The sequence below is a fragment of the Mesorhizobium waimense genome, from assembly GCF_003601975.1.
In the GTDB taxonomy this organism is placed as follows: Bacteria; Pseudomonadota; Alphaproteobacteria; order Rhizobiales; family Rhizobiaceae; genus Mesorhizobium; species Mesorhizobium waimense.
In genome coordinates, this window is record NZ_QZWZ01000056.1 from 18,069 (window position 1) to 37,823 (window position 19,755).

Annotated in this window: 27 protein-coding genes and 2 tRNA genes; 5 read left to right on the forward strand and 24 right to left on the reverse strand. The window is 61.2% G+C overall.

The genetic code is table 11. The features are described 5' to 3' along the window. Positions 1-233: 233 nt before the first annotated feature. Positions 234-3,017, reverse strand: a complete 2,784-nt coding sequence (locus D3227_RS35015) for a valine--tRNA ligase (protein WP_120018697.1) — start codon at positions 3,015-3,017, stop codon at positions 234-236. Between the two features lie 172 nt (positions 3,018-3,189). Between D3227_RS35015 and D3227_RS44170 the strand changes: the two genes are divergently transcribed. Then, positions 3,190-3,399 (forward strand): VOC family protein, encoded by a 210-nt coding sequence (locus tag D3227_RS44170; protein WP_208646541.1) that lies wholly within the window; start codon positions 3,190-3,192, stop codon positions 3,397-3,399. A gap of 253 nt (positions 3,400-3,652) precedes the next feature. Here D3227_RS44170 and D3227_RS35025 read toward each other — a convergent pair whose 3' ends face one another. The 5 genes from D3227_RS35025 to D3227_RS35045 form a co-directional block, all read right to left on the reverse strand. Continuing rightward, a complete protein-coding gene (locus D3227_RS35025; protein ID WP_120018698.1) occupies positions 3,653-4,507 on the reverse strand; it encodes a PopZ family protein in 855 nt (284 codons plus the stop codon). 247 nt (positions 4,508-4,754) lie between these two features. Beyond that, entirely contained in the window at positions 4,755-6,143 is a 1,389-nt protein-coding gene (locus D3227_RS35030; RefSeq protein ID WP_120018699.1) for a TolC family outer membrane protein, read from the reverse strand. Between the two features lie 181 nt (positions 6,144-6,324). Next, complete coding sequence (locus D3227_RS35035; protein WP_120018700.1) at positions 6,325-6,996, reverse strand: protein-L-isoaspartate O-methyltransferase family protein; 672 nt, start codon at positions 6,994-6,996, stop codon at positions 6,325-6,327. Positions 6,997-7,103: 107 nt separating this feature from the next. Further along, positions 7,104-7,177, reverse strand: a tRNA-Cys gene (locus D3227_RS35040). A gap of 137 nt (positions 7,178-7,314) precedes the next feature. Continuing rightward, complete coding sequence (locus D3227_RS35045; protein ID WP_120018701.1) at positions 7,315-7,572, reverse strand: PGPGW domain-containing protein; 258 nt, start codon at positions 7,570-7,572, stop codon at positions 7,315-7,317. Between the two features lie 220 nt (positions 7,573-7,792). Here D3227_RS35045 and D3227_RS35050 point away from each other — a divergent pair. Beyond that, positions 7,793-7,867, forward strand: a tRNA-Asn gene (locus tag D3227_RS35050). Between the two features lie 140 nt (positions 7,868-8,007). On the opposite strand, the gene D3227_RS35055 is transcribed toward D3227_RS35050, so the two are convergent. Both D3227_RS35055 and D3227_RS35060 read right to left on the reverse strand, forming a co-directional pair. After that, positions 8,008-8,217, reverse strand: coding sequence for a hypothetical protein (locus tag D3227_RS35055; RefSeq protein ID WP_120018702.1), 210 nt, complete (start codon positions 8,215-8,217; stop codon positions 8,008-8,010). Then, entirely contained in the window at positions 8,214-8,459 is a 246-nt protein-coding gene (locus D3227_RS35060) for a hypothetical protein (RefSeq protein ID WP_120018703.1), read from the reverse strand. The genes D3227_RS35055 and D3227_RS35060 overlap by 4 nt, the downstream gene beginning before the upstream one ends. A 114-nt stretch (positions 8,460-8,573) precedes the next feature. On the opposite strand from D3227_RS35060, the gene D3227_RS35065 reads away from it, so the two are divergent. Both D3227_RS35065 and D3227_RS35070 read left to right on the forward strand, forming a co-directional pair. After that, the gene (locus D3227_RS35065) at positions 8,574-9,131 is read left to right on the forward strand and encodes a hypothetical protein (RefSeq protein WP_147377768.1); all 558 of its coding nucleotides are present in this window, start codon (positions 8,574-8,576) and stop codon (positions 9,129-9,131) included. Between the two features lie 226 nt (positions 9,132-9,357). Next, a complete protein-coding gene (locus tag D3227_RS35070; protein WP_120018705.1) occupies positions 9,358-10,788 on the forward strand; it encodes a DUF1254 domain-containing protein in 1,431 nt (476 codons plus the stop codon). A 16-nt stretch (positions 10,789-10,804) separates the two neighbouring features. Here D3227_RS35070 and D3227_RS35075 read toward each other — a convergent pair whose 3' ends face one another. The 16 genes from D3227_RS35075 to D3227_RS44815 form a co-directional block, all read right to left on the reverse strand. Continuing rightward, entirely contained in the window at positions 10,805-11,158 is a 354-nt protein-coding gene (locus tag D3227_RS35075) for a hypothetical protein (RefSeq protein ID WP_120018706.1), read from the reverse strand. 9 nt (positions 11,159-11,167) lie between these two features. Beyond that, entirely contained in the window at positions 11,168-11,947 is a 780-nt protein-coding gene (locus D3227_RS35080) for a LamG domain-containing protein (RefSeq protein WP_120018707.1), read from the reverse strand. Beyond that, positions 11,923-12,105, reverse strand: a complete 183-nt coding sequence (locus D3227_RS35085) for a hypothetical protein (protein ID WP_120018708.1) — start codon at positions 12,103-12,105, stop codon at positions 11,923-11,925. Before D3227_RS35085 ends, D3227_RS35080 begins: the two co-directional genes overlap by 25 nt. After that, entirely contained in the window at positions 12,102-12,515 is a 414-nt protein-coding gene (locus tag D3227_RS35090; protein ID WP_120018709.1) for a hypothetical protein, read from the reverse strand. The genes D3227_RS35085 and D3227_RS35090 overlap by 4 nt, the downstream gene beginning before the upstream one ends. Further along, positions 12,512-12,766 carry a hypothetical protein gene (locus D3227_RS35095; RefSeq protein WP_120018710.1) on the reverse strand — a complete coding sequence of 85 codons (255 nt, stop codon included), beginning with the start codon at positions 12,764-12,766 and terminating at the stop codon, positions 12,512-12,514. Before D3227_RS35095 ends, D3227_RS35090 begins: the two co-directional genes overlap by 4 nt. A gap of 155 nt (positions 12,767-12,921) precedes the next feature. Then, complete coding sequence (locus D3227_RS35100) at positions 12,922-13,254, reverse strand: hypothetical protein (protein WP_147377769.1); 333 nt, start codon at positions 13,252-13,254, stop codon at positions 12,922-12,924. 11 nt (positions 13,255-13,265) lie between these two features. Continuing rightward, the gene (locus D3227_RS35105) at positions 13,266-14,087 is read right to left on the reverse strand and encodes an HK97 family phage prohead protease (RefSeq protein WP_120018712.1); all 822 of its coding nucleotides are present in this window, start codon (positions 14,085-14,087) and stop codon (positions 13,266-13,268) included. A gap of 3 nt (positions 14,088-14,090) precedes the next feature. Next, the gene (locus D3227_RS35110; protein WP_120018713.1) at positions 14,091-14,573 is read right to left on the reverse strand and encodes a hypothetical protein; all 483 of its coding nucleotides are present in this window, start codon (positions 14,571-14,573) and stop codon (positions 14,091-14,093) included. Positions 14,574-14,783: 210 nt separating this feature from the next. Continuing rightward, positions 14,784-15,068, reverse strand: coding sequence for a MerR family transcriptional regulator (locus tag D3227_RS35115; protein ID WP_120018714.1), 285 nt, complete (start codon positions 15,066-15,068; stop codon positions 14,784-14,786). Then, positions 15,065-15,262: a hypothetical protein gene (locus tag D3227_RS35120; protein WP_120018715.1), complete on the reverse strand. Its 198-nt coding sequence runs from the start codon at positions 15,260-15,262 to the stop codon at positions 15,065-15,067. The genes D3227_RS35115 and D3227_RS35120 overlap by 4 nt, the downstream gene beginning before the upstream one ends. 277 nt (positions 15,263-15,539) lie before the next feature. Next, complete coding sequence (locus D3227_RS35125; RefSeq protein ID WP_167480994.1) at positions 15,540-16,280, reverse strand: DUF1376 domain-containing protein; 741 nt, start codon at positions 16,278-16,280, stop codon at positions 15,540-15,542. Positions 16,281-16,438: 158 nt separating this feature from the next. Next, positions 16,439-16,663 (reverse strand): hypothetical protein, encoded by a 225-nt coding sequence (locus D3227_RS35135; RefSeq protein WP_120018718.1) that lies wholly within the window; start codon positions 16,661-16,663, stop codon positions 16,439-16,441. Next, positions 16,664-16,885: a helix-turn-helix transcriptional regulator gene (locus tag D3227_RS35140; protein WP_120018719.1), complete on the reverse strand. Its 222-nt coding sequence runs from the start codon at positions 16,883-16,885 to the stop codon at positions 16,664-16,666. A gap of 71 nt (positions 16,886-16,956) precedes the next feature. Then, complete coding sequence (locus D3227_RS35145) at positions 16,957-17,433, reverse strand: hypothetical protein (RefSeq protein ID WP_147377770.1); 477 nt, start codon at positions 17,431-17,433, stop codon at positions 16,957-16,959. A gap of 339 nt (positions 17,434-17,772) precedes the next feature. Further along, positions 17,773-18,240, reverse strand: coding sequence for a hypothetical protein (locus D3227_RS44810; protein WP_483466632.1), 468 nt, complete (start codon positions 18,238-18,240; stop codon positions 17,773-17,775). Then, positions 18,149-18,577: an ATP-dependent DNA ligase gene (locus tag D3227_RS44815; RefSeq protein WP_483466633.1), complete on the reverse strand. Its 429-nt coding sequence runs from the start codon at positions 18,575-18,577 to the stop codon at positions 18,149-18,151. The genes D3227_RS44810 and D3227_RS44815 overlap by 92 nt, the downstream gene beginning before the upstream one ends. A 235-nt stretch (positions 18,578-18,812) precedes the next feature. Here D3227_RS44815 and D3227_RS35155 point away from each other — a divergent pair, with 235 nt between their 5' ends. Further along, complete coding sequence (locus tag D3227_RS35155) at positions 18,813-19,220, forward strand: nuclear transport factor 2 family protein (RefSeq protein ID WP_120018721.1); 408 nt, start codon at positions 18,813-18,815, stop codon at positions 19,218-19,220. The last annotated feature ends 535 nt before the right edge of the window (positions 19,221-19,755 follow it).

Below are 19,755 nucleotides of genomic sequence, written 5' to 3' on the forward strand. Positions count from 1 at the left end.
GGCAAGGGCCTAAAATGGCCTGGCCGGCGCAAATCAATCGAAAAAAATTGGAAAATTGATCCGAAAGGACCCAAAAATACGCATTTTTGCGGGCATTTGGCCCCATTGTTACATTATGGCAACAATGGGGCTAAAACATTCCGTTTACGTCAACATTAACGTAGCGGAATGCCTGTTTTTAAGGCAGCGGAACGGTCGACCAGGGCCGTTCGGACAGGTCACGAAGCTGCCAGTCAGCCGGCGTCGCGCACCCGCGTCAGGGCCACCGAAAGCTTCTCCTGCGCCTCGCGATATTCGGCGAGTTTTTCACGCTCGGCTTCCACGATCTCGACCGGTGCACTGGCAACGAATCTGTCGTTGGACAGCTTCTTGTGCAGGCGGGCGATCTCCTCGGTCACCTTGGCCAGTTCCTTCTGCAGCCGCGCCGCCTCGGCGGTCAGGTCGATCAGGCTGCCGAGCGGCAGGCAGATCGTCGCCTCGTTGAGCACGATCTGCGCCGAGCCCTTGGGGGCGGCATCCTGCAGCGAAATGTCGCCGATCCGCGCCAGCCGCTGGATAGCGGAGGCATGGCGTTCGAGCCTTTGGTGCGTCTCCTCGCTGGCGCCGACCACCACCAGGGGCGCGATCGCCGCCGGCGGCACATTCATTTCCGAACGCACGGAGCGAATACCCGAGACGAGATCGACCAGCCAGTTGATGTCGGTGGCCGCGGCTGCGTCCTCGAAGTCCGGCGACGGCCAGGCGGCGTGGCAAAGCAGCGAGGTGCGTTCCTTGCCTTCGCCTGCAGTCTCAGCCCACAGTTCCTCGGTCATGAACGGCATCATCGGATGCAGGAGCTTGTAGATTTCGTCGAGCACGAAGGCGACGCAGGCCCGGCTCTCGGCCTTGGCGGCCTCGTCCGTGCCCATGAACACCGGTTTCAGCAGTTCCAGATACCAGTCGCAAAACAGGTTCCAGACGAAACGATAGGCCGCCCCCGCCGCCTCGTTGAAGCGGTATGAGGCGATGCCATCCGTGACCTCACGCGCAGCGCGCGTCAGCTCGGTCAGGATCCAGCGATTGACCGCCAGCTTGGCGTCGTTCAGCCAGAAATCGTCATTGCGCGCCACCTCGTTCATCTCGGCAAAGCGCGTCGCGTTCCACAGCTTGGTACCGAAATTGCGGTAGCCGGCGATTCGGGCCGGATCGAGCTTCACGTCGCGGCCTTGCGCCGCCATCACCGCCAAGGTGAAGCGCAGCGCATCGGCGCCATACTCGTCGATGAGGTCGAGCGGGTCGATGACATTGCCTTTCGACTTCGACATTTTCTGCCCGTTCTTGTCGCGCACCAGCGCATGGACATAGACGGTGTGGAACGGCTCCTCGTCCATGAAATGCAGACCCATCATCATCATGCGGGCGACCCAGAAGAAGATGATGTCGAAGCCGGTCACCAAGACGTCGGTCTGGTAGTAGGTCTTGAGCTCAGGCGTCTGATCGGGCCAGCCGAGCGTCGAGAACGGCCACAATGCCGAAGAGAACCATGTATCGAGCACATCCTCGTCGCGGGTCAGGATCTCGCCCGGCTTGAAATTCTCGAGCTTGTCCTCGACCCAGGCCTTCCAGGGTCCTTCCAGCGCCAGATAATACTCGATGGCGGCAGCGAGCGCTTCCTCCTCGGTCTTTTCGACGAAGACGCGCCCGTCCGGTCCGTACCATGCCGGGATCTGGTGGCCCCACCACAGCTGGCGCGAAATGCACCAGGGTTGGATGTTCTCCATCCAGTCGAAATAGGTCTTTTCCCAGTTCTTGGGCACGAAATTGGTGCGACCCGCGCGCACCGAGGCGATCGCCGGCTTGGCGAGTTCGGCCGCATTTGCATACCACTGCTCGGTCAGGAACGGCTCGATCGGCACGCCGCCGCGGTCGCCATGCGGCACGGTGTGGCGATGCGGCTCGATCTTGTCGAGGAAGCCGCCGGCCTCCATCAGCTCGACGATCTTCTTGCGCGCCACGAAACGGTCGAGGCCGTCGAGCTCGTCCCAGACCGCCCGGCGCTCCGGCGTCACCTCGAGGCCGGCGAGGAAATCCTCATTGTCCTTGAGCGTAACCGCCGCCTCGGCGGTGAGGATGTTGATCGCCGGAAGCTTGTGGCGCTTGCCGACCTCGAAATCGTTGAAGTCATGCGCCGGCGTGATCTTGACCGCGCCCGAGCCCTTTTCCGGATCGGAGTACTCGTCCGCCACGACCGGGATTTTTCTCCCGACGATCGGCAGCACGACGTTCCTTCCAACCAGGTGCTGGAACCGCTCGTCGTCCGGATGCACCGCCACCGCCGCGTCGCCAAGCATGGTTTCCGGGCGCGTCGTCGCCACGGTGATGTAGGTCTTCGGGTTTTCCGGATCGAAGGCCACGCCCTCGATCGGATAACGGAAGTGCCAGAGGTTGCCGTTGACCTCCTGCTGCTCGACCTCTAGGTCGGAAATCGCCGTAAGCAGCTTCGGATCCCAGTTCACAAGGCGCTTATCCTTGTAGATCAGCCCTTCCTTGTAGAGCGTCACGAACACTTCGAGCACCGCCTTGGACAGGCCCTCGTCCATGGTGAAGCGCTCGCGCGACCAGTCGGCCGAGGCGCCGAGCCGCTTCAGCTGGTTGAAGATCGCGCCGCCGGATTCGGCCTTCCACTCCCACACCTTCTCGATGAAGTCCTCGCGCGAAAGATCGCGGCGGTGGATCTGCTTTTCCATCAGCTGGCGCTCGACCACCATCTGCGTGGCGATGCCGGCATGGTCCATGCCGGGCTGCCACAGCACGTTCTTGCCGCGCATGCGCTCGAAACGCACCAGTATGTCCTGCAGCGTGTTGTTGAGCGCGTGGCCCATATGCAACGAGCCGGTGACGTTCGGCGGCGGAATGACGATGGTGAAGGCCTCCGCCCCCTCCCCCGCACCCGCGCCGGCGCGGAAGGCGTCGGCCTCTTCCCAGATTTTGGCGATCTTCGGCTCGACGGTTTTGGCGTCGTAGGTTTTTTCAAGCATGGAAAGAGGTCCGGGCTGTCGGGATTTGCTGGGTTCGGTGTAAATCGGAAGGCCGTTGGCAAGTCAACCGCGGCAAGGGCAGACTGTCCCTGGTAGATAGCGGCTGACCCTCCCGAGGCAACTTGCCGGTGCGAAATTCGACTGATGGGCGCAGAAGAAAGGCCTCCAGACCATGACCGACGGCACGACATCTGACGCCGCAAAACCCTTCCTTCCCTTGGCGGAGCCGCAGCTTTTTGTCTCTGACATTGCCGCCGCCCAAGCGTTCTATGAACGGAAGCTCGGCTTCACGACGCGCTTCACCTATGCGAACCGCCCTTCTATGCCCAGATCTTCCGCGATGGCGCGCGGCTCAACCTGCGGCATGTCGACGAACCGCTAGTCGACAGGGATCTGCGGGCAAAAGAGGACCTTCTGTCGGCGACGATCTTGGTCGACAGCATAAAGCCGCTGTTCCTCGAATATCAGGCGGCAGGCGTCGACTTTCATCAAACGCTGCGGACCGAGCCGTGGGGCGCCCGTACCTTATCGTCAGCGATCCCGACGGCAATTTGATCGCTTTCGCCACATCAGCCGGCTGAGCACAAAAAAGCGCCGCTCGAGGACGGCGCTTTCATTGGAATTATTTCGCCAGACTATTGCGCGCCGCGCGCGACGCGTTCGATTTCCTCGCGCACAAGGCGCTCGACCAGCGTTGGCAGGTTGTTGTCCAGCCAGTCCTGCAGCATCGGCCGCAGCATGTCCTCGGCCATCTCGTCGAAGGTCTTCTTGCTGCGGCTGGCAAAGGCATCGGAAAGCTCGCCGAAGGCGGCCGCGACCTGCCGGCCCGCATGTTCGGAAAGAATCGCCGGCCGGGCGGCTATTGCATCGGCTCCAGACGGGCGGGCTGTGCCACCGAGGGAAGCGGCAGGTTCTAAAGCAGGTTCATCAGCGAGTTCGTCTTCGCCGATCTCGACCTCCGGTGCGGCATCAAACGTCCGCGCCTCGACCTTGTCCGGTCTGGCCGCGCCCGCAGCTTTCGCCGTTTCGCCCACGGCGGCGATTTCGCGCCGCCAGTCGGCAACAATGGCATCGCTGGTCTCGGCGGCAACCGCCGGCTCGGCCCAACTCGGCTCAGCGGCGATGCTGGCGCTCACTTCGGCAAGCGTCGCGGGTGCCTTCGGCGTGACCGGCGGAGCCGCCTCCGGGCGCACCGGCGTTTCCATGCGGGCCGTTTCCATGCGGGCTATGACCGGCTCGGCCGCCAGTTGTGCCTGCACCTCCGCCAGCGAAACGGGCTTCCTGGTCTCTTCTTCGGCGCGCAGCTCGGCACGGAACGCATCCACTTCCCGCGCCGGCGGCGCGGCTGGCGCAGGCTGGAGATCCTGTCGCAACTCGCCGGCATCACCGGGCTGCTTGCGGCCGGTGTCGCTGTCTTCGATGATCCTCCTGATGGAAGCCAGTATTTCTTCCATGGAAGGTTCGCGCTGAGCGCTGCTTGCCGTTGCCATCGTCACATCTGCCGCCCTTGTGACCCGTTCTCGATTTCCGATCCGGCAAAGCCGGATTCGAATCATGGCGACAGGGTAACCGACGGATCGTCATCCGAGAATCCCCAATCTGGGGAGATGTTGGATTTCAACAGATTAGCTCGAGCGCCCAACTGGAAAGACCGCCGGCTGAGCAAGGGCTCAATAATGAAAAAACGCCGCGCATCCATGGACACGCGGCGCTCCTCGAATCCAGGGTCTGATACGGTCAGCGGCCGTCCGGCGTGCGCAGGCCGATCCACTTGTCCTTGACGGCGTTGTAATGTTCTTCCGGCTTGTACTTCACCACATTCAGCGCCAGGCGTTCGACCGAAAGGCGACCGATCGCCGACAGGATCGCGTAGCTGGCCACCACCACGTCGTGCTCGGAGCTGGCAAGGTTGATTTTGGCGGTAATTACGGCGTTCTGCGCATTCAGCACGTCGAGCGTGGTGCGCTGGCCGACATTGCGCTCCTCGATGACGCCGTTGAGCGCCAGTTGCGCGGCAGCGATCACCTGCCGGTTGGCGGCGACGCTTTGCTGCGCGGCGGTGTACTGCGTCCATGCCGAGGTCACGGCCTGGCGCACCTGGTCGCGGCTGACATCGACTTCGATGCGGGCCTGGCCGAGCGATTCTTTCGATTGGCGAACCAGCGCCGAGGTGCGGCCCCCCGAGTAGATCGGAATGCTGAGCGTCGCGCCGATGCTGGCTGAATTGGTCGTGCCGTCCTGCGAGCTCAGGATGCCGGGAACGGTATTGCGATAGGCGCTGGAAACGCCGGCACTGGCCGAAAGCTGCGGCAGCAGCGCGCCTTCCTGCGACTTCACCGAAAACGCCGCCGCATCGACCAGATGCTGGGTTGCGAGGATGGCCGGGTGCTCTGCGGACGCGATGGTGATCGCCGCGTCGAGGCTCGACGGCAAAAGCCTCGCCAGCGGCGAGGCCGCCTTGAGCTTGCCCGGCTCGTCGCCGACGATCTGATGGTATGTCGCGGCGCTGGCCAGCGCCTGCGCGCGGGCCGCGCTCAACTGCGCCACGGCGGAAGAACGCGAGGCGTCGGCCTGGGCGACGTCGGTGCGCGTGCCCTCGCCGACCTCGAAGCGCGAGCGCGCCGCGCGCGCCTGCTCGGTCAGGAACTGCAGGTTCTGCTCGGTCAGCACCGCCACCTGGCGGTCGCGGATCACATCCATATAGGCGCTTGCCGCGTTGAACAGGATGTTTTCTTCGGTGTTGCGCAGGCTCTCGACCGAGGCGCGAACCTGCGCTTCGGCGGCCGCGACATTGTTCTTGGTCTGGAAGCCGTCGAACAGCGTCTGATTGATCTCGACGCCAAAATTCCCGGTTGTCAGCCGCACGCTCTGGTTCGTGCCGTTGAGATGGCTGCTTGAGTAGTCGATTTCCGCAGACCCTGCGATCGTCGGGCGCCAGCCCGACTTGGCTATGGCCACGCCCTCGTCGGTGACGCGCACACCGGCACGGCTGGAATTCAGTTGCGAATTGTTCTGGTAGGCTTTGGCAAGCGCGCCGGTGATGCTTTCCGCGGAGGCGCTCAATGGCGAAAGCGCGGTCGCGGAAACCAGGATGGCGGCTAAGACAGTCTTGCGTACGGACGGCACGTGATATCCCTCATTCGTTTTGCATGGGAACTGCGCCACACCGGCCACTCCTTCGGATCAGCCTGCGCCGCGCTTTATCGTTCCCCCGCTGACTGCCCCCAAAATACCCGGTTATGCGATCAGCAACGATTGTTCAAATGCAAGCGATCATGACATCGCTTCCGCTGCAAGGCAAAACCACTCAGAATTCAAACGTGTGAATGCGTTCAAATCCGGGTAGTGGCTTAATTGCCGCATTAAATGCCCGTCTTCCGGTTACAACCCCCCCGGTTTTGAAAAAAAGCCGGGCTACGCCCGAATTGCCCTGTCCCTCGACTGCGACAAGACGCCCGCCCTCGGAAAGCTGGTCGAACAGCGAAGCCGGCACGTCCTCGACACTGCCGCCGATGAAGATCACGTCGTACGGTGCCTTGGCGGCATGACCTTGCGCCAACGGCGCGATGACCACGGCCACATTGTCGCAGCACAACGCCGACAGCGTCGATTTGGCGGTTTCCGCCAGCGGCTGATCGCTTTCCAGAGCGACCACCGATCTCGCCAGCCGTGATAGCAGGGCCGAGGAATAGCCGGTGCCGCAGCCGACATCGAGCACCGATTCGCCGGCGCCGATTTCGGCCAGCTGCAGCAGCTTGGCTAGCGGCGAAGGCTCCATCAGGTAGCGCGCGCCGCCATTGGCGCTGTCGGAAATGCGGATGTCCCCGTCGATATAGGCAAGATCGCGCTGGTTCGCGCCGACAAAGGCCTCGCGCGGCACGGAAAGCATGGCATCGAGCAGCGGTGCGTTGGTTACGTCCGTGGTGCGGATCTGGCCGTCGACCATCTTCACGCGTCGTTCGGAGAAATCAGCGCTCATGTTTCAACCAATCCGCCCAACCAATGCGCCCAAAACGAATGCGCTTGCCGCGCCAGGACCGCGGCTCATTCGACCGGAACCCCTGCTCCACAGGGAGCCCAGGCAACTGGAGGCCTCGCCCGGAATCGAACCGGGGTGCAAGGATTTGCAGTCCTCTGCGTAACCACTCCGCCACGAGGCCTCGTTGCTCCCGGCGTTCCGAGCGAACTCAATATGTTGGCGGCAGAAAGTCGTCAAGCGCTCGCACGTCATTCACGACGCTTTCCTCGCCGCGGCCCAAAACGCCTTCTGCTGATCTGGAAAGTTCCGCCGGCCAGGTCAATCCGGCCGGCGCCGGCGCTCCCACCACACGACAAGCCGGCGCCGGTGGCGGCGCACCAGCGCAAATTCATAGGAAAGCACCAGCAATCCGATCGGAATCATCCAGAAGCCCAGGATAGGCAGGAAGCCGAGGATGCCGCCCAGGATCAGGACGACGCCGATGATGATTCTGAGAGCACGCGAGCGCGGCATGGTGAATTCACGGCCAAAGACCGTGATTTTCCGCGCCGGTGCGTGTTCGCCTGCTGCAGTCATGTCGAAGTTAGACCCAGTTCCAGGGATTAAAGACACCCGCCGGTAAATGCCGCAACCGCCTTTTCGCTCCACGGCGGTGAGCAGAACCGCTCATATGAGGCCCCCCGCCGACGATTGCCAGAAATCATCATGCAAAAAAGCCCAGAAAAAATACGAAATGCTTCTTTGCAAAGGCGAAACGGGTTTGCTATAGGCTGCGCCACTCACATGAGAGCGCTGTTCCCCGGTAGCTCAGTGGTAGAGCAACCGGCTGTTAACCGGTTGGTCGCTGGTTCGAATCCGGCCCGGGGAGCCAATCTTTTCAAGGACTTAAGGCAGGTCCGAAAATCCAAAAAAACCCACTATGTGCGCTATATGTGCGGCGATCGGGTTTGCTTGACGAAAAAGCCCGCCACCAGAGGCAGCGGGCCCATTTTTGCCGACGTCGGCAAAATCTCAGTTGAGAGTTGGCTCCTCCAGCCACTTGTTCCTGCCGAGCGATCGAGGATAGACGCTGAGGCAGACCGGATAACCGACCGAATTTGACGCCCGCAAGAATTCGTCGAGTGCGGCGGCCAGCTCCCTTCCCAGCCGCTTCATTTTTTGTTCAGCCGCAGCGATCTCTGTGTCTCTGCTGGAGAGGGTCGCCTCGATCATGTCGCTCATGACTGCACCCCGCGCTGCTGCACAATGAGAGCGAAGCCGGCCGAATGATCGACGGTAACCCGCCATGCCCCGCCGTGCATACCTTCCATTGCGGCGGAAAGCTCCCCTGCGAGGCGCCTGATTCGATCGTCGATAGTTTCTGGTGTGGTAGAGCCGGTTGACGGAAAAGCCTCTGTCGCGGCACCTATGTCCGGAATAGAGGCTAGTGCGCCAAGCGCGGCGCGGCGTGTGATTGTGGTCATCTGTGACTTCCTCTCCAAATGTTGAGGAAGCCGGGCAAACGCCTAGCGAATCTGTGACGGAGTGCTAAATCTGATGTGTGTCACTGCAGGCCCTGCAAGGCTTCCGGTGGCAAAGTGCCGGTCGGCAGTTCGTCGCTACCGACCGGCGCGCCTAAGGTGTTCTCATTCGCTGAAATCGTCAAGCGCGCCCTTGCGGGGGCGAAGCTTGCGCTGCATCCTTGGCGCAACGTGAGGGGGCGTCGAAGTATGGGCGAAAGGACAAGGATTGCGGCCGTCGCTGTCGTCGCGATCGGCCTTGTTTGGATGTTCAAGGGCCATGACGGGAGTGCGACGGGCAGCGCGAGCTCTACCAGTGGCGTTGTTGCTTCGGGCGTCAATGCCGGAGTCTACGGAGACTGCGCCAAGATCAACGCGAAAGCCGTGCTTGCTTCGTGGGATAACACGATAGACAGCATCAGGCGCAGCGACGCCACCGATTTTAGCGGACCTCAAATATTCGTACACGTCTCGACCGAAAGATGGAGGGATGCCGGCCACGAGGGGCGACTGAGCATCGCGATCGCTGCGTATTGCGATGCCGCCGACACGCATGGCAAAGGCGTAGCCATCATAAAGGGAAGCCTTGACGAGAAACTCGGTGGCGTCGTTGACGGCAACTACACGAGCCCCTGACCTTTGTTCACCTGGCCGCCGGCCAGTACATCTGGCGTCGAGTTCATCGCTGAGAATGGCGGCGGCGCCGGGGTGAGGCTGAGGAAGGGTGGCCAAGACGCTGGCGGCTAAAGCGAGCTTGCGTCCTCCCCCTTGTTGCGCAAAATTTCAGCAGCTTCCGACTCCGAAGGCATGATCGATGCTAAATTGACCCATCTGTTCGGTTTATCCGGTGGGAGGGTTTGTCATGAACGTTCTGGCCCGAAAGTCGATTTTATTGATCGCAGGCGTCTTCTTAGCTTGGACGGCCGGGGCTAGTGCCGCTCAGGACGCGGCAGCCAAGCCCGCTTGGCAGGAACAATACGCCTATACCCTGGGCATGCAGGCCTATGTGTTCGGCTTCCCATACGTGTATTTACCCAGCCTGCGGTGGGATTGGGTGACGCAGCCCAAGCCGACGGGCAGCATCACGCCCTATGCGCCGCTCAATCATTTCTACAATGTGCGGGACCTGGCCACCGCCGAATACCGTGATGGCGGTTCGCCTAACAACGACGCACTCTATTCCTCTGCTTGGGTAGATGTGACCAAGGAGCCCATCATCCTTTCCCATCCCGAGATGGGCGATCGCTACTTCACCTTTGAGATCGCAGGCATTGACTCCGACAATTTCGCCTATGTCGGTAAGCGCACCACCGGTGGCAAGGCGGGAAGTTTTGCCATCGTCGGCCCGAACTGGAAAGGCGCGCTACCCGAAGGAGTGAAGGCTCTCCCTACGTCACGCACCAACAGCGTGTTAATCCTTGGACGCACGCTCGTTGATGGTCAGGCGGACGTGCCCGCCGTGCGCAAGCTGCAGGATCAATACACGCTTGTCCCGCTCAGCCTTTGGGGAAAGCAGAATGCCATGTTGCCCGAGAGCCGCGATGTCTGGGCGCCCTTCGACCCGAAAACCGATCCGCTGGCCGAGTGGAAAACCATGAACAAGGCGATGACGGAAAATCCGCCCGAGGCGAGGCTCGCCAAACTGGTGGAACTGTTCGCCAGGGTTGGGATCGGTCCAGGGCAAGATGATTTCGACGGAATGGATACCGGCACCAAGCGCGGCCTGGCGAGAGCGGCGGTTGATGGGCGTGCGCTTCTAAACGACGTGATACGTTCGGGCGCGCTCGGAAAACAGGTCAATGGTTGGAACATTCCGCCTTCGGCGGTGGGGCGGGCCGGTTTGAGTGACGACTTTCTGCTGCGTGCTGCTTTGCAAGCCCTCAGCGGAATCATCTCGAACGACCCTGCTGAAGCCGTGTATTTCAACACCGCCCTCGACGCTACGGGGCAGGCCTTCGATGGGACCAAGCGATACACGTTGCGCTTTCCGCCCGGGCAATTGCCGCAGGTCGAGGCTTTCTGGTCCATCACCATGTATGACCCGACCTACAATCTCGTCGATAACTCGATCGACCGCTACTCTATCGGCAATCGCACGCCGAACTTGAAACAGGATGCTGACGGCGGCCTGACCCTCTACATCCAGAGTGAGTCACCGGGTATGGCCAAGGAATCTAACTGGCTGCCAAGCACAAAGAGCGGCTCCTTCTTTGTGATCCTGAGGACATACATGCCAGGTCCCGAGATCGTAGAGCAGAAATGGGCTCCGCCCCGCGTGGTCCCGGTCTTATGAGGCCGTTCAACGCGGATCATATACGCTGACGGCAGCGTCGATAGCTTCTGATTGGGGGCCTCAGCGCGCTCTGGCGCCCGCCTGTGGCCGCGTGCCACAGCAACCAAACCTGCTCGGACTCCAGCCTGTAGCCGGCCGGCATAGGCTTCCAATCAGACGGAGGGATTCGCATGCACCATTTCGGTTCGCGAAAGCCCCAGTGCTCGAGCCCGACCATCTGCGATCCATCAAACCAGACCGACACATTGAGCTTAGGAAAATGCAGCACCCTGGCTTGCCACCAAGTGCGTTCGATCTCGTATTCTCCCACACCCTCGGCCCAGCGCGTCCAGCCGCGGCCGGGACGCTCGGTCAGTTCGGTATCGCGCACATGGCCTCGCTATGAGCGCGGGAAAGCCGCAGTCGGCACCGTGATTGAGCCATCGGTGTCGTAGCGACAGACGCCCTTGGTGATCCTGATTTCATCGAGCCAGGCGTTGAGGTTGGCTGTGCCGCCAAGGAGACGCCCGATCTCAAGCGCTCCTGTGGAGTTGAAGATGGTCGAATCTGCCGGCGTTGAAGTGCCGTCCAGCGTGCCATTGCACCATAGGCGCAGCTTCCCGCTGCTGTTTTTCGAGATGGCTATAAAATGCCAGAAATCGAGCGCCATAACCGTGCCGCCATTGCCAACCGATACGTTGGGAGGCAGTCCGCCGTTGTACGACGAGTTGAACGAAACTTGCGAGGCTGGTCCGACCTCCCAGGTGCTGTTGATATACCAGCTGACATCACCATTTGATGGCGCTTGGGCCATGATGCGCTGATTGCCAACATTGGCGTGCGGCCGTATCCAAAATTCTATGGTAAATTGATCAGAATTCGCGTCCGACAGATCCCAATCCGGGCTGTCTGGGATTGAGAGATAATCGCCAGTACCGTCAAAGAGACAGGATGAACTGCCGAACTTGGCCTGCGCGCTGTCGATCTGCGCGTTGCCATTGAAGGTGATCGGCGAATGCGCCGATGGACTTTCGTCCGTGGTTGTCGTGGCGCCGTCAGTGCCTTCGAAACCGAGCAGCAACACGACGTTGGCAAAGTTCGGATCGCCTCCGCCGCCACCGCCGCCGGGAGAAGGCTGCCGAGCGCCGAATCCGATCAGTTGATTGACAGCAAGCGGCATTTCTCTTCATCCTCGTTGCTGATCGCGAATTGTTCGTTCGGCCCGTACGCACGTAGCCAAGCGCGGATTCCGTCCCAACTCGTCATGTCAAATACTCCCACCAGCGGCACGGTGACCGCCAAGGCGCGGGGGAAGAAGCCGATCTCTGGGAGGCTCATCGGGCACCCCGTTCGTCGTCAGCAAGCGGCGATGGGCGCGGCACCGGACCGGCTTCGTGAGGCCCGCGGCCGGGGTCGAGCAACGAGCCGTAGTACCATGGCGAGCGCCAATATCGGGAGTCGAGCGCGGCGGTGCACGCGACGACATAGGCCAAGTCGAACATCGGCCTCGACTTGCGATCCTCGGCGGCAATCTGATGCATCGCCCTAAGCTTTGCCGCGGCAGTCAAGCGGGCCTCGGGAGACCACGTTACGTCGCCGACGATTTCAACAAGCAGCGTGGCATCGGCGAGATCGAGCACGCTGTCGAGCTCGCGCTTCACCACCGCAAGCCGTTCCGGCGATTGGTTATCATGGAGCCCCACGCCGCGATATTCGCCAACTCTCGGGATGCGGTCGTTCTCGTTCATCGCTTGCCGCCCTTCAAAAGCGTCAGAGCGCGCGCCGAAATTCGATCATTCTCGGACCCGTCGCCGCCGTCCTTTTTGCGGCCACCCTGCGCCAGCAACGCCTTTGCAGCCGCCAAGCGTGAACTAGCCGGCGCGGAGGTGTCGCTCGCGATCTGTCGCAGGACAGTCAACGGGTCGACAGCGTCGACATCGACGCCCTTAAGCGCCCGCTTCGATGCCGCTGCTCTGGTCGGACGTCCCCGTTTCGCCATGAAAATTCACCTCAATCCGATTTTCTAGACTTCACTCGGCGCGCGCACGTAGAGTCTCCGTGAGCCCGGAGCGGTTCAAAGGGGTAATGCAACTTTCGATTCTTGACCCCCGCCCCCTGGTTGTATTGGCGACGGCCGCTGCCGTGTCATCGTGATCAATTCCGCACGACCCTAAGCGCCTCACGCCTGTCTGCCTGCTCAGCGAGGCCGCGACTGACGAATGCGGCCAGCGCTCGAAATATCCGGTCGGTCAGTTCATCAAGCTGGTCCTTGGCGCCTGCTGCCTGCAGCGCGGCGGTTTGCGCAATGGAAAACAGCCGTTCGGTCTCGGTCGCATCCATAAGCAGCGGCATTCCCCTGCTTATGTCGACCTCCGCGGCGTTGACCAATTCGACATACTTACGGCGCAGCGAAGCACGCGCAGCATGTGCCGCGTTCTCGGGCATGCCTGCCTCGATCGACTCTTGCGTAATGCGGTCGATCTCCAATTCAAAGCTCGTCATTGTTCCGCCTCCTGCTTGTCCTCGAGCTTGTGGGCGTGGCCGTTCTTCACCGCCAATTGCCAGCAGCGGTTGCCATCCGCACCACCAGGGACGATGCCCTTCGTGTCGACATTCGCGTGCCACAAGCTACCGCGATGCGTTGCGAAGCTTCCGGTCTTGAACCATTGGTCGGACTTCCACGCGCCGGCATAGGGAACGCGCGGCGGCATTGGCTCGACATGAACAGGCTGCCCGTCATCGAGGATGATCGAGAATTGGCAGTCGATGTTGGCAGGCTCGCGGACGCAACTGATCTCGCCGATGCGCCAGGACTTGAGATGGAGGAAGCCGTCGACCACTGCATCGTCGACCTGATCGCTGGCGAGCACGCTGAAGCTTCTGACTTCACCTGAGCGGATGAGCGACCACAAGTGATCGCCGGCGGGCGTGTCATACACTGCGGCGAGCGCGATGATCTGGTCGGCAGTGCGGCGAAGATAGTGGACGCGTCCGACCTCGCCGCGATCATGTCCGGACTTGAGCGACAGGGGTAGACGAACCGACGCAGCCATCGGGCTCAAGATCATCTTGTTCCCGCGGCCGGAGATCGACGGGCGCCGTGTCGACGCAATGCCCTCAATCCAGCGGCGACGATTGGCCGGCTCGGTCTCGACTATCTCGCCGTCCGGCGCGGACTTCCACACGGCAGCGCCGTCTGTGCCATGATAGGCACGGTTGATCATCGAACCAGGACCGAAGTCGCGTTCGTTGTTCGCGCGCACCATCAGTTCAACCTTGCGGCTGATTGCGGCGAGACGCTCGGGAGACGGTATTAGCATGGATCAGCCCATCAGCCCCGCCGTCAGTTCGCCGCGCTCGGCGATGTCGTGCGCGATGCGCTTCTGCCTCTCGCGCTGGCGGTTGGCCTGATGCTTCGCCCAGACTACCGGCCCGAAAACGGCACGGCCGAAAGCATCAATATCGGCGGGGGTGTTCAGGCGCTTGGGAAGGGGCCCATGAAGACGGGGGAGCTTGAACGTAAACGGGCTGTTATTCACCGCCGCCGGCAATTCCACTATCGTCGTGACGCGCGCGGCCGGGTTCAGTTGACCGCCGTCTTCTACCAACGAAACTTCGAAGACGCTCCAGCCGGTTGCGGTGAAGGGTTTGACATCATCGACGTCGGTCACCTTGCCGGCGCCAATACTGACGCCGAGCCAGTCGCCATTCTGGACCCGTTCAACGGCGGCCGGGTCTGTGACGATCGCCACGAAGCGCAAACCATCTGCCGACGGCATTAGCTCGACCACATTGCCGAGACGCATGTCGTCCGTGTGCCTATACAGCAACGGGACCGGCAAACTGCATCGAGCCCCCTCTGGCGCGAAATACAACGGTCGACCGCTCGGAAGCCGACCCATCTCAAAGTCACGCGAGGTCATTGCCAGGCCGGTAATCTTCAGGTGTTTTGTGCTCATGGGCGGAGCGTGCGCGCCGAAACGTTCAATGGGAAGCGTTCGAAACGTTCGAAACGTTCACGCTCGAAGGTGCCGGCGAAGCGCGGACAGGCTCACCCGATGGCGGCCTACGACCTTGTGCCCGATGTCGGGAAACTCGCGACACAGGCGCCGAACAACCTGCTTCGAGATCCCAAACCGTTGCGCTGCAATCGCGCTGTCGACGAGACCCTCAGCGTCGAAGGTGTCCGCGCTGGTCGCGACCGGCCCGGGCTCGTCGGCGATCAGCCCTGCCAGCCGCTCGACCTCCGCGGCGATTGCGGCGAGGCCAGCGAGGAGCGTGGCGCGGTCGATCTCGCTCATCGCTGGCCATCCGTGATCAACCGCCAGAGCCGCCGCGCGTCGCCTGTGGTCAGCCGGAACCGGCGGGCAAGCTTGTCGGCAGGCCGGCCAGGGATTGATCGGCAGGCCAGCAAAAACCGCTCGGCCTGGTCGACGAGCTCGGGCGATGGCTCGAATGGCGGTCGGCAATCGGTCGCGGGATCGGGCGCGGTCATTCGTCGTCGCGCCCCTTTGCGATAGCGTAAGGTTGGACAACGGAACGAAAGGGGTTTTTGCGAATTATTCTTCTAGATGATTTTTGGAATCGTCGCCCATGATGCTCGCGACCCTCCACCTCGAGACTGCAAGATACGGCGACGTGTATCGCGCCGAAAGGCTCGCGCGGCTGGGGCGGCAATTGGTGAGGCACATCGCGAGCACGGACGCTTCTGCTCAAAAGGTCGAGCAAGCGCTGGCCATGTTGGCTGAAGCAAACGCGCTCATGGACCCTGGTCATGCGGCGCTCGGTTCGATGTCCGACCAGACCAGATCGCCGTCGACCATCTTGCGGGCGAGACCGTCGAGATCACCGGGAAATACGTCATGTGCGAGCAGCCATTGCCGAGCCTGGGCATCAGAGCAGAACAACGGTATCGGGTCTCGCGCGCGTGCAGGCGTAGGCGCTACCTTGTCTTCGTAGCGTACTTCCTCTGATGCTGATGCTGATGGCCATTGGCAAACCGATGGTTCTGCTATTGCGGCTGCTATGGTTGTGCCATTGGCATTCGCATTGGTTTTGCCATCGATCTGCCATCTCGCTTCAGCGCCTTTGCGGCCGGCGGCGACCTTCCGTTCACGCTTCGAAGCAGCTTCCGATCGCTCCAGGTCGAGCCGTCGTAGACCTTCAGCAATGAGCGGACCAACGGCTTTTGCGACGCCTTGCCACCTGTCAGCCTCAACGCCAATCACTCGCATCAGGCGCGTGTCGTCTTCCGGCAACGAACCATGCTGCCAATAGTGGCGACGCAAGCGTTCGTAGGCGCCGAACTCTTCGGCAGAGAGGTGGCCTGTCAGAGCCGTCTCGGTGCCGATGTAGACTTTCATCCAGGCGAGATCGGTCATGTCGACCTCGCTTTGATCAAGTGGCTTTCCCTGATCGCGGCGCATGCCTCGACCGGGGTCAAGTTGAACATTTCGCGCATGGCCGGGACCAACGGCGCCGGACGCTGGCGTGGTGGCGTTGTGGCCAGCCATTGCGCTGCCTCGTCGATCGAATGCGGATGCTCATGACTGAGGCCAGTCGAGCCGCCTATGGGAAGCGCCCCCGTCCTCATGGGATGATCCCCAGAAGTATGGCGGCTACGAAAATGACTGCTGTGCCGGCGACGAGATAGGGAAGCGAGGCGGCCATTTTATGCGGTCTCCTTGAACCAGTTTTCAGCCTGATCGATGTCCCAGAAGGACGCCAGCAGATCATTGCCTTGCCGGATGGCGAAGTAGGCCAGGAAGACACGCCGGTCTCCGCCATTGCGAGCGACGATCTGCAGCCCGCGAGCCTTTGCAACCGCCTGCAGCTTGACCAGCCGGTCAATGCGGTCGCGTGGCCAGTACTTCTTGAAGCTTTTCGGGACAGCCATTTATGCGGCCTCCGGTTGACGCGCGGCCGATGCCCTATCAAGCACGGCCATGATCTCGCTACGGCGCCAACGGGACGTGCCGGGTCCAAGCTTAAGCGGCGCCGGAAAGCGTCCGGACTTGATGCCCTTGTAGAGTGTGGAAGGGGTGATGGGTGTCTCTCTGCCACCGATCAACTGGCAAGCAACCGTGATCGGAACCAGATCGTCTGACGTGTCTTCCATGATAGTCCTCGCGTTGCGTGGGGTGTTCACGCAACGAAAGGTGGCAGTGCCGGTTTGTGATATGAACTAGGCTATTCCACAAAAATGCTGATGCCCGAGAGGGACGCTAAAATCACATCGGCCGACCATTCCCGCATTTGGGTGAGGCAAAAATTGTAGGCGGCCGGAGCTTCTTTCGGCGCGCGATCTCGGCTCAATGCATGGTAAAAATTCTGGACATCCTGCTTATCGAAGCCGGTCGCCTTTGCCACTTCGCTTATAGCTGCAGCAGCCTTGCGGCCGTGGTCGAGCGTGAGCGCCTTGACCGCGGCGGCGGCATAGGCCAGCGACAGTGTGTGACCATGCGGTTTGGAGGAGCCGGCACGCACTCCCCTGCTTTGCTCGATCGCATGGCGCAATTGAAAATGCATGACCTGGATCGGGTCGCTTGAGGGTCTGTTGATGCCTATCGCTCGGCAATATTCGCGGAATGTATTGATCAGCGACCATTGCCAATCATCGTCCTTGTTGAGCAGCTTCTGACGCACGCTGTCCAGCGAGCTAACCAACGTTGCATCCGCCTCATAGGCTGACCAGTTCTGTGACTACGAATTTCTTTGCCCACGCCGGTTCACGACAGAAGGCACTAAATTCGCGCGAGCGGCTAATTGGTGTTCTGGATGTAGCCTTAAGCGATGATCGAATAATGGAGGCGTTCAAAGGGCGGAATCTATGACCACGGCGTGCCGACCGGGGAGTCCATCTTCACCGCCTCTTGTCCGGCGTCACGGCGTGGTTTGTGAAGGCCAGGTTGTGGTCCTTACGGCCGGCGTCACGGCATGGCTGGCAGTACAGAACCTTGATCAGATCCCAATGCATGCAGCCATGGTCGTCGCCCAGGCGCCGGGCTAGCCCGTCTCTTCCCGAAAACCCTGCAATGAGGCATGGCGCAAATCCTCCTCGCCGCGTAGGTGCTTCACACGCCCGATCAGCCCCGGCTTGACCCATTGCGTCGCCGGCCGCTTCATGCCCTTGGGCGCCGTCCCTGCGTGCTCCTGGACACGCTGCCAGAGCCGTTCGCGCATCTCCCGGTTTAGGGTGATGAAGGCCGAGCCGACATAGCGGCCTGTGCCTCGGTCGGCCATCAAAGCGAACGCGGGCTTGCCGGCCTCGCGCTCGACGCCGAGCAGGTCGTATTCGTCGATCGTGAAAGCCTTCGTCTTCAGCCAGGCCGTCGAGTTGCCGCTTCGGTACTTGCTGTCGCGACGCTTCGACACCATGCCTTCAAGTCCGGCCTGGTCGACCAGGTGGAAGATCGCCTTGGCATCGCCCGGCAACGCCTGGCTGAATTGGATGCGCCCGCCTTCCCGGATCATCTCGGCCAGGATCTCGCGGCGGTCCTTCTAGAGGCATGTCTCGCAGATCGTGGCCATTTAGGTGCAGGAGGTCGAAGGCGACGAAATAGAGGTCGTGTTGGCGCCGGGTGATTGCTTTGCGCAACTCGCTGAAGTCAGACAGGCCTGCATCATTGAGCACGATGATCTCGCCGTCGATGATGGCGCCTTCAGCCTCCAGGTCGGCGGCAGCCTTTGCGAGGTCGCGGTATTTCGAAGTCCAGTCCAGACCACGCCGGGTGAAGATGCGCACACCGTCGGCGTCCCGGACGATCTGGGGAGCGGTAGCCGTCGAACTTGATTTCATGGGACCAGCCATCGCCCTCGGGAGGCTTCTCGACGAGCGTCGGCATCAAGGGCGGGACGAACTTCAAACGCATACGCAGACTCACGGAACGATCGAGGCGTGACGCCTAAATCTTAGCTCCGAAGCATTTTAGCAAAATTGAATATTCGAATGAACGGCCTATAATTTGCCAAACCGGGAGTTGGGCCGACGCTGTTCAGGCTGTCACGCGACCCAGCACGGTTGGATCAGCAACGGGAGGGAAGTTATGGCAGACGTGACGCTGGGAAGTCAGAACTCCGATCTCGTACGGCGCGGTTATGCGGCGTTCGACGCCGGAGACATGGATACGCTCACGCAAACGATCGACGCGTCCTGCACGTGGCATAGTCCGGGGAAGAGTTCGCTCGCCGGAGACTACAAGGGTCACGAAGCGATTTTTGGCCACTTCGGCCGGTTGGGAAGCGAAACTCACGGGACCTTCAAATCCAATCTCTTGCACGTAACGGAGAGCGACGACGGATCGGTGGTCGCCGTCCATCGCGATACCGCGGAGCGGAATGGCAAACGGCTGGATATGCTCACTTGCATCGTCTTCGACATCAAGGGCGGCAAGGTGATGGACGGCCGGGAGTATATCTACGACCTCCACGCCTGGGAGGCATTCTGGGCGTAAAGGCCCATCGGTGGGGTCATCCAATGCGCAAGGCAGTAGCGAGGCGTCTTCGATCGATCCGACAAGCGCTGCTGCCTCTGTTGGGTTTTACTGGCTGGCATGCAGACATCAACGCAGCGGGCATGCCCGTTTGGCGACGCTACATCGCGAGAACGGACTCATGGGAGATTCGCCCGATGACGCCCGAAGAGGAAGCCAAAGCTCTCGATTGGTATTATCCACCGTATATGATGTAAGGGCCATCAGAGCCCACCAGCGTACAAAGGTGGCTAGCGCGTCAAAGCCTATTGTGATCGACCTCTCCGCAAAAACAGCTCGGCAGTGATTTTGTCTCTGTCCCCACTATGCCTGGCGATCAAAGCCAACGCTTCCTGGCGGCCAATGTTGCCGAGCTTCATGAGGTACGGAGTAACCGGTGTTCTGCCCCCACATTGCCCGCTGTCGCCTGATCTGTGATCGAGTTTCCATGGACGAGCGACAAGGAGTTTCTCCATGGACACTACATTGGAGGTTCTCACGACCCGGCGGAACCGAC